Here is a 16,038-nt window from a genome sequence, read left to right as displayed (position 1 = left end):
GGAGGCCGAGATGCAACTCTTGAAAGTACTGGCACGGGTGCTTGAGTACCCGACCGAAGAACTCCAGGCCTCCAAAGACGCCCTGGTAGCCGCCGTCCTTGAGGACAGCCGGCTGCCGAGGCAGAACAAGGAGCAACTGCTGCGCTGCGTGGAAATGATCTGCGATGGCGACCTGCTGGACATGCAGGAGAACTACGTGGGCATGTTCGACAAGGGCCGGGCGACATCCCTGCTGCTGTTCGAACACGTGCACGGGGAATCCCGCGACCGGGGCCAGGCCATGGTAGACCTGATGGAGGAGTACCGGACCAACGGTCTGGAGATCGACGCCCGGGAGCTGCCGGATTACCTGCCGCTGTTCCTGGAATACCTCTCCACCCGCCCCTGGGACGAGATCCGGAACTGGCTGGAGGACATCCACCACATCCTGGGCTTGCTGGGCGAGCGACTGTATCAACGGGAAAGCTTCTATCACGTGGTGATGGATTCCCTGCTGACCCTGTCCGGTCGAAGCGCGAACCGCCAGGAGCTTGCGGAGATTGTCGCCGCGGAAGAACGCGACGATACCCCGGAGGCTCTGGACAAGGTCTGGGAAGAGGAAATGGTGAAATTTGTTGATGATCAGGGCAGCTCCTGCAGTACCGGCAGCGTTGTAGGCCAACGCCGCCGCGAACTGGAACAGACCCAGACCATTCACCTGAGTGATCAGCTGATGACGGATGCAACACCCCGTCAGGCAGGGCGCGCCTGAGGGCGCAGGAGGAAACGGAAATGATGTCCTATCTGAATACACTACTGTTCGGGGTTTATCCCTACATTGCTCTCGCGATTCTGGTGATTGGTACCTGGGCACGCTATGACCAGGGCCAGTTCACCTGGAAAGCCCATTCCAGCCAGATGCTGCGCAAGAAAAACATGGTGATGGCCAGCGTGCTGTTCCATGTGGGCGTACTGGTGATCTTCTTCGGCCACCTGGTGGGCCTGCTGACTCCACACGCCTTCTACGAGCCGTTCATGACGCCTGGCACCAAGCAGGTCATGGCCATCGTCGTCGGCGGTATTGCTGGCGTGATGGCGATCATCGGCGGCGGCATGCTCGCCTGGCGCCGCCTGACCGACCCACGCGTGAAGGCCAGCAGCACCTTTGCGGACAACATGATCATCGTCATTCTGGTGGTTCAGCTGGCACTCGGCCTTCTGACCATCCTGCCCACCATGGGCCATCTGGATGGCAGCACCATGTTGAAGTTCTCGGCCTGGGCTCAGGGCATTGTCACCCTCCAGGGCGGCGTGGCCGGCTACATCGCCGATGTGCACTGGATCTACAAGACCCACATCTTCCTGGGCCTGACCATCTTCGTACTCTTCCCGTTCACCCGCCTGGTGCACATGCTCAGCGTGCCGGTGGAGTATTTCGGTCGGAAGTATCAGGTGGTTCGCAAGCGCGCTTGATGTAAATGAAAACGGGGTCAGATGAAAGCCTTCATCTGACCCCATGTTCCCTGAGGTTATTGCTATGCAACTCATCCCCGTCGGCGACGCCGAAAAACCCAGAAACCAGTTCCCGCCGGTCTATGTGGGTGAAACCCTCATCGGCGAAGACGACATCGCCCGGGAAATGCAGCATCACCCGGCCGAAGAAGTCGCCGAAGCCTGGCACGAAGCTGCCAAAAGCCTCGTCATCCGAGAGTTGCTCCTGCAGCAGGCCAACCGTCTCAAGCTCGACGACATCGACGACGAAGAAGACCGCATTGCCCGGGCTCTGGAACTTGAGCTCAACGTTCCGGAGCCCACCGAACAGGACTGCGAACGCTTCTACAACGCCAACCCGGCCCGCTTCCGCAGCCCCACACTGATGGCTGTTAGCCACATCCTCCTCGCCGCTGCCCCGGACGACGTCCAGGAACGCATCCGCCAGGAAGAAGCCGGCCAACAGTTACTGTCGTCCCTCATCGACGGCCGCTCCCAGTTCGCCGAACTGGCCAAACAATACTCCGCCTGCGAATCCCGTCACCAGGGCGGCAGCCTCGGCCAGATCAGCAAAGGCCAGACCGTCGACGAATTCGAACGCCCGGTTCTCTCGTTGCAGGAAGGCCTCAACCCGGAACTGATCGAAACCCGCTACGGCTGGCACATCGTCCGCGTCGACCAGCGAATCGACGGCCAGGAGCTTCCGTACGAGCACGTCAAACCCCAGATCCGACAGTATCTGAGCGAGAGCGTAACCCGAAGGGCATTCCGTCAGTACCTGCAGGTTCTGGCAGCGGAAACGGGTGTGGAAGGTGTCGATCTGGAACTCCCGGACTCGCCCCTTATGCAGTAAAAGTGCGCGACCAAAGATCGGGAGACTGGCAGGAATACCCTTCCCAAAACTGTCTGCAGCCATGGATGGCTGCAGCCAAGCGCCACATGGATGTGCCGCAAGGAGCGTGTTTTGGGATGGGTATTCCTGTCAGGCTGTGCTCGATGTCCGATGCGCTACGGGCAGCGCTCAGCGATAGTCTTTTCGGTTCAAATCAGTTAGCAACAGAACACTTTGAGTTAGATCAATTACTCCCGAATAACCCCCAAATTACCCCCATGGGGGGAGCGATTTTCCCCCAGTATCCTTCTACTATTTTAATCATGATTTTGAATGCATGAATATGCAGAGAGGATACACCCATGGCAATGACACAAACGGCCGAAACCCGCTACACCAAACCCGTGCTCATCGCCGTCAACAAACCCTTTGACGACGAAGACGGCCTTCAGGCCCTGCGCAGCCATCCACTGTTCTCGGAACTCAATGGCAAAGGCCTGCAGCACCTGATCCAGCAGTCCCGAAGAATCCGCCTTGGCCATCACCAGCTGCTCTACCGCCAGGACATGCCGGCGCACCACTTCTTCTTCGTGATCTCCGGCCGCCTGCGTCTTTACCGCCTGGACTCCTCCGGCATCGACCGAACCCTCGATAGCATTGCCCCCGGTGACTGCTTCGCCGAAGTCATGATCTACGCCGATCCGCCCCGGTATGCCTGCTACGCTGAGGCCCTCAAATCCAGCGAAGTGCTGATGATTCCGGTCAAAGCCTATCAGGACATGCTGGAAAGCAACCCCGAATACGCCCAGGCAGCGCTGCGGCATTACGCCAAACGCGCCGTTTCCCGGTTCCACGACCTGGAAATCATGACCGTCCAGAACGCCCGTGACCGTCTGATCCGCTACCTGATCGACCTGCTGCCGAACGGTGCAGAGGAAGGCGGGGAAGTGGAACTGCCGCTCCCCAAGTGTCTGGTGGCCTCCAGGCTGGCGATGCAACCGGAAACCTTCTCCCGGATTCTGGCGGACCTCAAGTCCAACGGCCTGGTTCGGGTTAACCGAAGCCGACTGTTCATTTCAGACCCCCAGCGCCTGATTGAAATCAGCCAGTAACTGATCACGCTCAAGCCTCCAGGCTTCCTGGAAAGGAGGACAAGTGACCGCGAGAAAGCAGCGCCCACTGATCTACTCATGTTCCGGCTGCTCTGACGTGGCGCAGCTGGCCAACAATGTGGCGGTCCGGCTCGACCATGCCGGCGAATTCGAGATGTCCTGCATCTCGGGGGTCGGCGGGAAAGTGTCGTCCCTGGTGAAAACCGCCAGATCCGGTCGCCCGATCACCGTGATTGACGGCTGTCCGTTGCATTGCGCCCGGGCCTGTCTCGAGAACATTGGTGTTGAACCGGACGAGCATGTCCGGCTCTACGACTTCGGCTTCAAGAAACGTTATGGACAGAGTTACGGCGAAGACGCCGTGGAAGAAGTGTGCGACGAAGTTCGCAGGCTCACCTCAAACCGCCAGCTCATTGCCCGCCAGGCGTAAATCGCAGCGGCCCGGTACCAGTAAGGATTCACCAAAATGATCAGCAGTTACAGTGACCTGATTCAGGCCTCTTATAGCCAGCAGGAACCCCAGCGCCTGCTATTCGTGTTCTGCCGGGCAGAGTTGCCGGATGAGGCGTCCCCGGAAGAAAAAGCCGCCTTCGAGCGCGGCGAGGGTGGCGCCCTGACGCCGGTAGTCTGCGTCGACAAGACCCCCGATGAAGCCCCGGATTTCGCGACGCTGCATGAAGAGTCCCGGGCCACGGGCCAGTCCTGGGACGTGGTGTTTGTTGCCGCCATGTCTGGCCGGGGCGGCACGCCTCCATCCACTGACGAAGCGCAACAACCATTGACCATGATGGTGGAGTCCATCCGCCTTGGTCATATAAATAATTACCTCCCTCTCGATACGCAGGGAAACGCTGTCAGCCTGGGCTGACAGCGAGAATCCGATCAGTTTACCTGCGAGGTGTATTCAATAAGAGGTATTTGATTTTCCTCTAATTTGCCTAGGCTGAAGCAATAAGGCGCTTTTTCTCAGGGAGTCTTCTGTGTCCGTTTTTTCCCGCTTCGCTGTTCTCTTTTTCGCGTCGATCATGGCCATGGCCCTGAATGCAGCGCCTTTGGCCAAGTATGAGCCTGTTGCCGGTCGTCAGGTCATCGGGCAGGCTTTCCCGGAAGTCACCAGGGTTGTCCCCCGGAAAGGCAACCGAGCCATTCAGGAGCTCTATGCCCGCGATGAACTGGTGGGCTACGCCTATCAGTCCCTGGACTTTGTCCAGACACCCGCCTACTCGGGCAAGCCCGTCAACGCCCTGGTGGTACTGGATATCGAAGGCACCATCAAGGCCGCCAAGGTCATCCACCACGATGAACCCATACTTCTGGTGGGTATTCCGGAGAGCAAGCTTCACACCTTTACCGATCAGTACACGGGCCTGAAAGCCGACCAGCGGGTAACCGTGGGCGGAACCTCCTCGGAGCGCAAGGTAGCCGTTGACGGACTGTCCGGCGCCACGGTAACCGTAATGGTTATCAACGAAGTGATCATGCGTACTGCCCATCGGGTGGGCGTGGAACTGGGTATGGTCGAGGGCGAGGACGGCTCCCGTCCGCCGCTGGCTACCGTGGACAAGCAGGCCTTCGAGCAGAAAACATGGGAGGAACTGACCGGAGACGGCTCGGTGCGCCGGCTGCTGCTCACCAAGGGGCAGGTGGATGATTCCTTCAAGGGGACGGAAGCCGAGGGTGTTGATACCGCAGGGCCCGAAGAGCGAAATGAGCCACTGATCGATCTGTATACCGCTTACCTGGATGCTCCCACTATTGGCCGTAACCTGCTGGGAGAGAGCCAGTACCAGTGGCTGACATCCGAGCTGGAGGAGGGCGAGCACGCCATTGCCGTCATGGCCAACGGCGAATACTCCTTCAAGGGCTCGGGTTATGTTCGCGGTGGCATTTTCGACCGCATCCAGATCCGTCAGTTCGGCGATACCTTCAACTTCCGCGACCTGGATTTCTACCGGCTGAGCGATGTCTACGCCGAGGGTATGCCGGAATTCACCGAGATGGCGATCTTCATTATTCGCCAGCAGTACAACTTCGATCCCGGCACCCTCTGGACACTCGAGCTCACTGTGAAACGCCAGACCGGCCCCCTGGACAGCGAGTTCCAGGTGTTTCCGCTGGAGTATCAGCTGCCGGAGCAGTATTACACCCGTCCGGAGCCTGTCGTCTCCGAGGAAGAATGGCTGGAGAGCCAGCCCATGTGGGTACAGGTGTGGTACCAGCGGGAGTTCCAGATTGTGGTGCTCGGTATCGGTATCGGCGTGCTGATGTTCATCCTGTTTTTCCAGGACTGGCTGGTGAAAAAGCCGAAGATGATGCGCTGGATTCGCCACGCCTTCCTGACCTACACGCTCTTTTTCATCGGCTGGTACGCCATGGGGCAGTTGTCCATCGTCAACGTGCTCACATTTGCCAATAGCCTGATCAGCGGGTTCAGTTGGAGCACGTTCCTGATCGACCCCATGTTGTTCATCCTCTGGGCCGTGGTGGCCGCCATCGTCCTGCTCTGGGGGCGGGCGGTTTACTGCGGCTGGTTGTGCCCATTCGGTGCACTCCAGGAATTGCTGAATGAAATTGCCCGGAAGCTGAAGGTGCCTCAATACACCGTGCCCTTTGCAGTGCACGAACGGCTCTGGGCCATCAAGTACATCATCCTGCTGGTGCTGTTCGGGGTGTCCCTCGATTCCATGGCAACCGCCGAGCGCCTGGCCGAGGTGGAGCCGTTCAAGACCGCGATCACCCTCAAGTTTGATCGTAGCTGGCCTTTCGTGACTTACGCCGTCCTGTTGCTGGTTGTCAACCTCTTCACCCGAAAGGTGTTCTGCCGCTACATGTGTCCGCTGGGTGCAGCCCTGGCGCTGCCCAGCAAATTGAGAGTGTTCGACTGGCTCAAGCGGCGCAAGGAGTGTGGCAACCCCTGCCGGCTGTGCGATCACGAGTGCGAAGTCCAGGCGATCCATCCGGACGGGCACATCAACTACATGGAATGCCATTACTGCCTGGATTGCCAGATGACCTATTTCGATGACCACAAGTGCCCGCCGCTGATCGTCAAGCGACGCGGTAAGCGCCGTGGTCATAATGCACCGGGCCACCCGGAGGAAATACCCGTGGTTCAGGTGTCCTGAGTAGTCCCAAAAAAAGAAAGCATGAGAAGTAAACCGCCATTACCAATAACGGAGTTGGATGTTATGAAAAGAAGAGATGATCTGACCAAAGACCTGAATGAGCTTCCGGAAAGCGGCCAGAGTCGCCGTCGGTTCATGGGGGCTGCTGCTCTGGCGGGTGTCGCCGGTGCAACCGGGCTTGGCACCGCGGTAATGTCCCGTGAGGCATTCGCGGCCGCAGCCGAGGAGGCCCGCAACAAATATGTGATCCATCCGGGAGAGCTTGATGAGTATTACGGCTTCTGGAGCGGTGGTCACTCCGGTGAGGTTCGGGTTCTGGGCGTACCCTCCATGCGGGAGCTAATGCGTATCCCCGTATTCAACGTGGATTCCGCGACGGGCTGGGGTATCAGCAACGAGAGCAAGGACGTTCTGGGCCATGACAATACCCACCTGAACGGCGATTCCCACCACCCCCACATTTCCATGACGGACGGTCGTTACGACGGCAAATACCTGTTCATCAACGACAAGGCCAACACCCGCGTTGCCCGTATCCGCCTGGATATCATGAAGTGTGACAAGATCACCACGATTCCGAACGTTCAGGCCATTCACGGCCTGCGGCTTCAGAAGGTGCCCAAGACCAAGTATGTGTTCTGCAACGCCGAGTATGTCATTCCCCATCCGAACGATGGCAGCGACACCAGCCTTGAAAGCAGCTTCACCATGTTCAACGCGATAGACGCGGAAACCATGGAGGTAGCGTTCCAGGTGATCGTGGACGGCAACCTGGATAACACCGATGCCGACTACACCGGCAAGTACGCCTGCTCCACCTGCTACAACTCGGAGAAGGCGCTGGATCTGGCCGGTACCATGCGCAACGATCGCGACTGGGCGGTGGTGTTCAACATCGAGCGTATTGAGCAGGCGGTCAAGAATGGCAACTACAAGACCCTGGGTGATTCCAAGGTGCCTGTGGTAGACGGTCGTGCCGGCTCGGAGCTGACCCGTTACATTCCGGTTCCGAAGAACCCGCACGGTCTGAATACCTCTCCGGACGGCAAATACTTCATTGCCAACGGCAAGCTGTCTCCGACCGTATCCATCATTGCGATCGACAAGCTGGATGATCTGTTTGATGGCAAGATCGAGCCGCGGGATACCGTGGTGGGCGAGCCGGAACTGGGTCTTGGGCCCCTGCACACAACCTTTGACGGCCGTGGCAATGCCTACACCACTCTGTTTATCGACAGCCAGGTGGCCAAGTGGAACATTGCCGATGCCATCAGGCACTACAACGGCGAGGATGTGAACTACATCCGTCAGAAGCTGGACGTCCATTATCAGCCGGGCCACAACCACGCGTCCCTGACCGAATCCCGGGATGCTGATGGCAAGTGGCTGGTGGTACTGTCGAAGTTCTCCAAGGACCGGTTCCTCCCGGTTGGACCTCTGCACGCGGAGAACGACCAGTTGATCGATATCTCCGGCGAGGAGATGAAGCTGGTTCACGACGGCCCGACCTTCGCTGAGCCCCACGACTGCATCCTTGTACGTCGTGATCAGATCAAGACACGGAAGATCTATGAGCGCGACGATCCGTTCTTTGCCTCTGCTGTTGAGCAGGCCAAGAAGGATGGTGTGACTCTGGAAGCCGACAACAAGGTTATCCGGGATGGCAACAAGGTTCGTGTTTACATGACCTCGATTGCGCCGCAGTACGGGATGACCGAGTTCAAGGTGAAGCAGGGTGATGAGGTTACGGTGTATGTGACCAACCTGGACACCATTGAGGATGTGACCCACGGTTTCTGCATGGTGAACCATGGCGTGAGCATGGAGATCAGTCCGCAGCAGACGTCTTCAGTGACCTTCAAGGCGGATCGCCCTGGGGTGCACTGGTACTACTGCAACTGGTTCTGTCATGCGCTGCATATGGAGATGCGGGGTCGCATGATTGTTGAGAAGGCCTGATAGGTCTCTCTTTCGCCGGGACTCCTTTTGGGAGTCCTGGTGATTTCCAACTTTGGAGAAGCAACCCAAGAGGAGAAGCCTTTCCAAAACACGCTCCTTGCGGCACATCCATGTGGCGCTTGGGCTCCGCCATCCATGGCTCCGCACAGTTTTGGAAAGGGTTCTCCTCTTGGCTTGCCGTACCAAGGGCGGTGGCTTCGGACCTGCTTCACTTATAGAGAATCATAGATGTATCTACTATTGCGTTATGGAGTGGCCCTGACAGTCGCTCTGTTTTCGCTGACCGCGCAAGCGGACCTGCAAGAACAGCTTGATGCCCTGGAACCGGGTGCGAGCTTTGAGCTTCCACCTGAGCAGATTTCGTCTCTGGCAATCCGGGTGCCCGGGGTGTCTGTGTCTTGTCATGAAGAAACAGTGATTGATCCGGGCGGGCAGGGCAATGCGGTGGATATCGTCGCCGAGGGGGTGACGTTTTCCAGCTGTGCCGTTCGCAACTGGGGCAGCAATCTGAACGAGTTGGATTCGGGGATTTTTGTCGCCCGGGAGGCGCGTGGTGCCGTGGTGGAGAACAACCGGTTGGAGGGGCCGGGTTTTGGGGTGTGGCTGGATGCAACGCCGGATGTGACGGTTCGCAATAATACGATTCGAGGTGATGACTCGCTGCGTCCGAATGATCGGGGTAACGGGATTCATCTGTTCAACACGACGGGGGCACTGATTGAGGGTAATGACATTCGTCAGACCCGGGATGCGATCTATATCGAGACGGCGAATAACAATACGATCCGCGGCAATGAGATGGCGGATCTGCGTTATGGCATTCATTACATGTACTCGATGAACAATCTGCTTGAGAACAACGTTACCCGGAACACGCGAACGGGTTATGCGCTGATGCAGAGCAAGCGTCTGACGGTGATCAACAACCGGTCGGTGAATGATGAGAACTACGGGATTCTGATGAATTTCATTACCCAGTCGGAGCTGCGGGGGAATGTGGTGACGGGGGTGTCCCAGGGGCAGACAGCTGGTGTTGCGATTGAGGGCGCCGAAGGCAAGGCGGTGTTTATCTATAACTCCCTGTACAACACGTTTGAGGGCAATGTTTTCGCTGACAGTAATATCGGTATTCATCTGACGGCGGGTTCGGAAGACAACGAGGTTTTTGGCAACGCGTTCGTGAACAATCAGCGGCAGGTCAAGTATGTGGCCACCCGCACCCAGGAGTGGTCGAAAGGGAATGGCGGCAATTTCTGGAGTGATTACCTGGGCTGGGACCGGAATCAGGATGGCGTTGGCGATGTGCCCTATGAGCCCAATGACAACGTGGACCGGCTGCTGTGGAAATACCCGGAAGCCAAGGTTCTGATGTTCAGCCCGGCGGTGGATACCCTGCGCTGGGTGCAGGATGCGTTTCCAGTGGTCAAGGCCGCCGGTGTCACCGATTCCCACCCCTTGATGCGGATGCCCGCAGAGCTTCAAACGGAGATCCGATGAGCTGTTTTCACCTTGAAAATGTGAGTTACCGGTACGACAAGAGCCCGGTGCTGCACGGAATTGATCTGCGCCTGGAGCCGGGCGAGATCCTGGGACTGTTTGGTCACAACGGGGCCGGAAAGACAACCTGCATCAAGCTGATCCTGGGTTTGATGACGCCCAATCAGGGCTCTGTTTCCGTGCTGGGTGGTCACGCCGGGGATCCGCAGGTGAGCCAGCACATCGGTTACCTGCCTGAGAATGTGATGTTTTATCCGCAACTGACCGGGCGGGAGATTCTTACCCATTTTGCCCGGCTGAAAGGTGCGTCATTGCAGCAAGTGCCCCGACTGCTTGAGCAGGTGGGCCTGGGCGATGCCATGAATGCCCGCACCAAGACCTACTCGAAAGGCATGCGCCAGCGTCTTGGTCTGGCCCAGGCGCTGCTGGGCGAGCCCAAGCTGCTGATGCTGGATGAGCCTACCGTTGGACTGGATCCGGTCGCCACGGCAGACCTGTACCGGCTGCTACGGGATTTGCGTGATGGGGGCACGGGCATCGTGCTGTGCTCCCATGTCCTGCCCGGCGTCGAGCCCTATATTGATCGTGCCGCCATTCTTACCAATGGTGCGCTGAAGGCCGCCGGGGATCTGGCCGCGTTGAGGCGGCAGGCCAATATGCCGGTAACCCTGTCTCTGGATCCCGCGAACAGTATCTCGGCGCTGGAAAAGGTAATTGACAGGGCATCGAGTAACAGTGGCCTGATCCTCAGGACTGACAGCGGGCGCCTGCAGGTAGATGTGCAGCCGAGGGAAAAGATGACGCTGCTGAATGCCGTAATGGCCTCGGGTGAAGTGGCCGATATCAGCATTCATCAGCCCAGCCTGGAAGACATCTACGTGCACTTTATCGGTTCGGGTGGCCTGGCCCACCGGGGAGGCAGCAAATGAACAGTATCTGGACCATTGCCCGAAAAGAACTCAGCGATAGCCTGCGCAATCGTTGGTTGATGGCCATTTCCCTGGTGTTTGCGACCCTGGCTTTGGGCATCGCCTGGTTTGGTGCCGCAGCGTCGGGGCAGGTGGGGTATGCCTCCACGCCGGCCACCATTGCCAGCCTCGCGAGCCTTGGGATTTTCCTCATTCCACTGATCGCATTGTTGTTGGCGTACGACGCCATCGTGGGCGAAGAAGAGGGCGGAACCCTTTTGTTGCTGCTGACCTACCCACTGAGTCGGAGCCAACTGCTGCTCGGCAAGTTTCTGGGCCATGGTCTGACCCTCGCGCTGGCCACCGTAATTGGTTTCGGCGTAGCGGGCGTGGCCATTGCCGTATTGGTCGAAGACGTGGCCATCGCCAGTCTCGCGGCAGCCATGCTGCGCTTCATCGGCTCTACCGTGCTATTGGGGTGGGGCTTTATTGCCCTTGCCTATGTGATCAGTGTCCGGGTCAGCGAAAAGCCCATCGCCGCCGGCCTGGCCCTGGCGATCTGGTTCTTCTTCGTGCTGATCTTCGACCTGATGCTGCTGGGTACCCTGGTGGCCAGCGAAGGCCAGTTCAGCGCGGAACTGCTGCCCTGGCTCTTGATGCTCAATCCCACGGATATCTACCGCCTGCTCAATATCGTTGCCTTTGGCGACAGCGCCCAGCTCAGTGGGGTGCTCAGCCTTGGCGCCGATCTGCCCGTCGGCGTAGCGGGCCTGTGGATTGGTCTGGTGTTGTGGATTGCCATCCCGCTGGCAGGCGCTCTGTTACTTTTCCGAAACCGCCGTATCTGAACGGAGTTATCCCGATGAACAGAAGTAAACCCAACTGGCTCCTGGTCGCCCTGGCAGCCTTCGCATTGACCGCTTGCTCAGGTAGCGAAGAACAAACAACTGCCAAAGCCGCCCCGGTCAATTTCGCAACCGGCGACGAGTGCCACGTCTGCGGCATGGTCATTACCAACTTCCCCGGTCCCAAGGGCCAGGCGATCACCGAAAAGGACCAGCACGTGCGCAAATTCTGCTCCACCCGGGACATGTTCGCGTGGGCGCTCCAGCCAGAGAACGTTAACCGCAATCATACCCTGTACGTACACGACATGGCCGAAACCGAGTGGGCAAGCCCGGACGCTACCGCCCTGATCGACGCCCGAGACGCCTTCTATGTTGTTGGTTCCAGCCGAAAGGGTGCCATGGGTCCAACACTGGCATCGTTTGCCAGTCAGGCTGATGCAGATCATTTTGCCAATTCACATGGTGGTGAGGTGCTCGCGTTCAGCGAGGTAACGATGAAGAACCTGAATGCTGGAATGAATATGAACAGCATGGATGGAATGGACCACTAGAAACGAAAAAGGGGCCAGATGAAAACCTTCATCTGGCCCCTTTTTTATGCTGGCTTTTCAACCGCCAGTCATGTTCATGAACCGAAGAATCTGCACATCCCCGTTACTGGAGAAGTGATGCCGCTCAGGCTTCAGATCCATGGCATTGATGATGGTCTCCCGCAGCTTGTCATCGGTCACCGGATTGCCCCGCAGAACCCTGCGCAGATCCACCGAGTGCTCGTTGCCCAGACACAGTAGCAGCCGCCCTTCGACGGTTACCCGCACCCGGTTGCAGGTGGAGCAGAAGTTGTGGGAATGGGGTGAAATGAAACCGACCCGGGTCTTGCTATCTTCCATGCGGTAATAACGGGCAGGACCGCCGGTATCCTCTGTGGCGGGCACCAACGCGTGGTGTTTGCGGATGATGTCCCGCACTTCCTCACTGGTGCACAGGGCCAGACCACGATCATGCTCGGAAATCTCACCCAGGGGCATTTCTTCGATAAAGGTGATGTCCACGTTCTTCTTCCGGGCGAACTCGACCAGCTCGGGGACCTCTTCATCGTTGCGGCCTTTCATCACCACGGTATTAATCTTGATGCCGCGGAAGCCGGCCTCCCGGGCAGCATCAATGCCGTCCAGCACCTGGGAGAGTTTGCCGGTGCGGGTAATGTTGTGGAATTTCTCCGCATCCAGAGAATCCAGGCTGATGTTCAGGCGATGCATACCGGCCTTGCGCAGGGGCTCGGCCATGGTGGGTAGCTGGCTGCCATTGGTGGTCATGGCGAAATCGCGCAGCCCGTAGGTGCCGATTTCCTTGACCAGTTCCAGAATATCCTTGCGTACCAGGGGCTCGCCGCCGGTCAGGCGTATTTTCTCGGTACCCAGATCAACAAAGTTGCGGGCAACGCGGGCGATTTCCTCAAGCGTCAGAACCTGCTGGCGGGGCAGGAAAGTCATGTCCTCGGCCATGCAGTACACGCAGCGGAAGTCACACCGGTCGGTGACGGACAGACGCACGTAGTTGACGGTGCGGCCAAAACGGTCTGTCAGCTTGTTCTGGGGCATCGGGTTGGTCCTGTTGCCGATTGTTTTTTAACCTGATTATAGACCAAGTATTACAGATCAGATCACCAATTCCGATACCCCTCGGGAGGTAAGCCTCCCATCAGGTATTCCAGAGTGGGCCGTCCCTGGCCCATGCTCTGTTTGATCAGGCGCTTAGCTCGCTGGCAGCGCCCTTTTCATCGGTTTCCAGGGCAACCGGCTCGAGATCCGGGAAGAAGACCCCTTTCACCACCTGCCAGGTGACGGCCAGGGCGCCGACGATGAAGACCACGTCGCCAATGGTTCTTACCCAGCGCAGGGTCTGCAGGATATCGCTCTGCATGAAGGCTTCGCTGCGTGCGTACCAGAGACCTTCGCTGGCGCTGGCAATGAACTGGATGAACCCGACCGGCAACAGGCTGGTCAACAGCATCAGAACCAGGCCAATGTTCAGCCACCAGAAGCCCACTTTCATCAGTCGCTCGTCAAAAACGATGCGCGGGCGGATATATCGGAGGATCATCAGCGCGAAGCCCAGGGCCAGGAAGCCGTAGACACCGAACAGGGCTGCGTGGGCATGGGTGGGCGTGGTGTTCAGGCCCTGGATGAAATACAGCGCGATGGGCGGGTTGATCATGAACCCGAGCACGCCGGCTCCCAGCATGTTCCAGAAGGCAACTGCCACAAAGAAGGTCAGCGGCCAGCGGATATTTTCCATCCACGGGGCACGGGATTTCAGGCGCCAGTTTTCCCAGGCTTCGTAGCCGAGTACCACCAGCGGTACTACTTCCAGTGCACTGAAGGTGGCGCCCACTGCCATGACCGGTGTGGTGGTGCCGGAGAAGTACAGGTGGTGGAAGGTGCCGGGTACACCCCCGAGCATGAACAGGCTGGCGGAAGCCAGGCTTGCAGCTGTCGCCACCGTGCGGGATACCAGGCCCATGCTGCAGAAAATGAACGCCAGGGCCGCCGTTGCGAACACTTCAAAGAAGCCTTCGACCCACAGGTGGACAATCCACCAGCGCCAGTACTCCATGATCGAGATATGGGTACGCTCGCCGTAGAAGAATCCGGCGCCATAGAACAGGCCGATGGCTACGACCGACGCAGTCAACAGGGCAAGCAGATTTTTGTCACCAGGTTGGCGCAGGGCGGGCACAATACCGCGCAGCATCAGCACCAGCCAGAACACGATGCCCAGGAACTTGCCGATCTGCCAGAGGCGGCCGAGGTCGACATACTCGTACCCCTGGTGGCCCAGCATGAAGCTGAGGTTGGCCGGCATGATCTGGTTGATGGCGAGGAAGTTGCCAATAAATGAACCGGCAACCACAGCCACCAGTGCCCAGAACAACACATCGACACCCAGTTTCTGGAATTTGGGATCCTTGCCGCCGTTGATAATGGGGGCGAGGAACAGGCCGGCAGCGAGGAAGCCGGTGGCAATCCAGAACATGGCCGACTGAATGTGCCAGGTGCGCATCAGGGAGTAGGGGAACCACTCGGACGTTTCAATGCCGTAGAAGCCCTGACCTTCCACCGTGTAGTGGGCGGTAAAGCCACCCAGCATTACCTGGAAGGTGAACAGGCCAACCACCAGCAACAGATACTTGCCCAGTGCCTTCTGGGAGGGCGTGAGGCCAACGGCAGTCAGCGGGTCCTGGACTGGCGCCTCAGGCTCCTCGTCCTCTTTGCGAAGGAAGGCCCAGGCCCAGATCAGGCCACCGACACCGGCAATAAGAAGAACCACGCTGATCAACGACCAGACAACGTTCTCACCGCTTGGCCGGTTGTCGATCAGCGGCTCGTGGGGCCAGTTGTTGGTATAGGTAACGTCACTCTCCGGGCGCTCGGTAGCGGCGGCCCAGGCGGTCCAGAAGAAAAACTCGGTCATCCGCTCCCGACGCTCGGCGCTGGGCAGGGTGTTTTCCTTCATGGCGTAGTTTTCGCGGGTAGACTGCAGTTCCGGCGCATCGCTGAACAGTCGGCTGTAGTAGTCGGCGGTTTCGGCAATGGCCTCGACCCTGCGCTCGGAAAGGTGCAGGGCGCTGGTTGCGGCGTCGTAGGTGTTGGTGCGGTACTCGGTTTTCAGGGCGTACTGCAGGGCGTTTTGCTGTTGCCCGCTGAGGCTGTGCCAGTCCTGTCCGTACTCTTCCCGGGCGGCGATTTCCAGCCATGTCTCCAGTTCCCGGTGCAGCCAGTCGGCCGTCCAGTCCGGTGCCTGGTAGGCGCCGTGACCCCAGATTGAGCCAAGCTGCATACCCCCGACGGACTGCCAGGCTGTCTGGCCATCAAGAATACTTTCCCCGGTCATCAGGGTGTCGCCATCGGCGGATACAACCCGCTCTGGAATTGGCGGTGCCTCGCGATACACCTCTGCACCGAAATACCCCAGTAGCGTGAAAGTTACTGCCAGGATTCCGATCAGCAAAAACCACAGGCGGCGATATTTAGCCATGGTGCGCTCCCTCCAGTCGACTTGAGTAGGCTTCTTTGAGCTTCATGAAACTTCTCCTCTTTAACATTCATACAGAATAAATCTTTATGGCGGGATTTTGATTAGGTGCATTTCAGGTGTCAAATTTAATTTATGGGTATATCCGATGAGGTATTGCCCGTAGAGCTCATGAGAAGAGCAGGTGAACCTCTCCGGTTTGATTTTCTGAGGAAGTGGTCATATCATTAACATGTATTTATAGTAAATGTT

Annotated in this window: 15 protein-coding genes; 13 read left to right on the top strand and 2 right to left on the bottom strand. The window is 58.2% G+C overall.

All coding sequences use genetic code 11. The annotated features are described in order from the left end of the window. Positions 1 to 10 precede the first annotated feature (10 nt). The 13 genes from narJ to GJU83_RS05545 all read left to right on the top strand — a co-directional run bounded on the left by narJ (position 11) and on the right by GJU83_RS05545 (position 12,302). Positions 11 to 751, top strand: coding sequence for a nitrate reductase molybdenum cofactor assembly chaperone (gene narJ / locus GJU83_RS05605; protein ID WP_069184477.1), 741 nt, complete (start codon positions 11 to 13; stop codon positions 749 to 751). 23 nt (positions 752 to 774) lie between these two features. Further along, on the top strand, positions 775 to 1,452 hold the full coding sequence (narI, locus tag GJU83_RS05600) for a respiratory nitrate reductase subunit gamma (protein WP_069184500.1): 678 nt from the start codon (positions 775 to 777) through the stop codon (positions 1,450 to 1,452). A gap of 64 nt (positions 1,453 to 1,516) precedes the next feature. Continuing rightward, complete coding sequence (locus tag GJU83_RS05595) at positions 1,517 to 2,323, top strand: peptidylprolyl isomerase (protein WP_069184476.1); 807 nt, start codon at positions 1,517 to 1,519, stop codon at positions 2,321 to 2,323. Positions 2,324 to 2,388: 65 nt separating this feature from the next. Continuing rightward, positions 2,389 to 2,643, top strand: a complete 255-nt coding sequence (locus tag GJU83_RS05590; RefSeq protein WP_153633919.1) for a hypothetical protein — start codon at positions 2,389 to 2,391, stop codon at positions 2,641 to 2,643. A 21-nt stretch (positions 2,644 to 2,664) separates the two neighbouring features. Next, positions 2,665 to 3,414 (top strand): Crp/Fnr family transcriptional regulator, encoded by a 750-nt coding sequence (locus GJU83_RS05585; RefSeq protein WP_069184474.1) that lies wholly within the window; start codon positions 2,665 to 2,667, stop codon positions 3,412 to 3,414. Between the two features lie 43 nt (positions 3,415 to 3,457). Continuing rightward, entirely contained in the window at positions 3,458 to 3,844 is a 387-nt protein-coding gene (locus GJU83_RS05580; protein ID WP_069184473.1) for a putative zinc-binding protein, read from the top strand. A gap of 36 nt (positions 3,845 to 3,880) precedes the next feature. Beyond that, positions 3,881 to 4,282 carry a ribonucleotide reductase subunit alpha gene (locus GJU83_RS05575; protein ID WP_069184472.1) on the top strand — a complete coding sequence of 134 codons (402 nt, stop codon included), beginning with the start codon at positions 3,881 to 3,883 and terminating at the stop codon, positions 4,280 to 4,282. Positions 4,283 to 4,439: 157 nt separating this feature from the next. Further along, complete coding sequence (nosR, locus tag GJU83_RS05570) at positions 4,440 to 6,539, top strand: transcriptional regulator NosR (protein WP_167516398.1); 2,100 nt, start codon at positions 4,440 to 4,442, stop codon at positions 6,537 to 6,539. Between the two features lie 63 nt (positions 6,540 to 6,602). Beyond that, entirely contained in the window at positions 6,603 to 8,498 is a 1,896-nt protein-coding gene (gene nosZ, locus GJU83_RS05565; RefSeq protein ID WP_069184470.1) for a TAT-dependent nitrous-oxide reductase, read from the top strand. Positions 8,499 to 8,726: 228 nt separating this feature from the next. Further along, positions 8,727 to 9,995 (top strand): nitrous oxide reductase family maturation protein NosD, encoded by a 1,269-nt coding sequence (locus tag GJU83_RS05560; protein WP_069184469.1) that lies wholly within the window; start codon positions 8,727 to 8,729, stop codon positions 9,993 to 9,995. After that, positions 9,992 to 10,924: an ABC transporter ATP-binding protein gene (locus GJU83_RS05555; protein WP_069184468.1), complete on the top strand. Its 933-nt coding sequence runs from the start codon at positions 9,992 to 9,994 to the stop codon at positions 10,922 to 10,924. Before GJU83_RS05560 ends, GJU83_RS05555 begins: the two co-directional genes overlap by 4 nt. Beyond that, entirely contained in the window at positions 10,921 to 11,751 is an 831-nt protein-coding gene (locus GJU83_RS05550) for an ABC transporter permease (protein ID WP_069184467.1), read from the top strand. The genes GJU83_RS05555 and GJU83_RS05550 overlap by 4 nt, the downstream gene beginning before the upstream one ends. Before the next feature lie 14 nt (positions 11,752 to 11,765). Further along, positions 11,766 to 12,302 carry a nitrous oxide reductase accessory protein NosL gene (locus GJU83_RS05545; protein ID WP_069184466.1) on the top strand — a complete coding sequence of 179 codons (537 nt, stop codon included), beginning with the start codon at positions 11,766 to 11,768 and terminating at the stop codon, positions 12,300 to 12,302. Between the two features lie 57 nt (positions 12,303 to 12,359). On the opposite strand, the gene moaA is transcribed toward GJU83_RS05545, so the two are convergent. Both moaA and GJU83_RS05535 read right to left on the bottom strand, forming a co-directional pair. After that, entirely contained in the window at positions 12,360 to 13,352 is a 993-nt protein-coding gene (moaA, locus tag GJU83_RS05540; RefSeq protein ID WP_069184465.1) for a GTP 3',8-cyclase MoaA, read from the bottom strand. 145 nt (positions 13,353 to 13,497) lie between these two features. Continuing rightward, the gene (locus GJU83_RS05535; RefSeq protein ID WP_069184464.1) at positions 13,498 to 15,789 is read right to left on the bottom strand and encodes a nitric-oxide reductase large subunit; all 2,292 of its coding nucleotides are present in this window, start codon (positions 15,787 to 15,789) and stop codon (positions 13,498 to 13,500) included. Positions 15,790 to 16,038 lie beyond the last annotated feature (249 nt).

The organism is Marinobacter salsuginis (assembly GCF_009617755.1).
Lineage (GTDB): Bacteria > Pseudomonadota > Gammaproteobacteria > Pseudomonadales > Oleiphilaceae > Marinobacter > Marinobacter salsuginis.
Note: the sequence above shows the minus strand (reverse complement) of the source record. Positions and strands in the feature narration are given on the sequence as shown.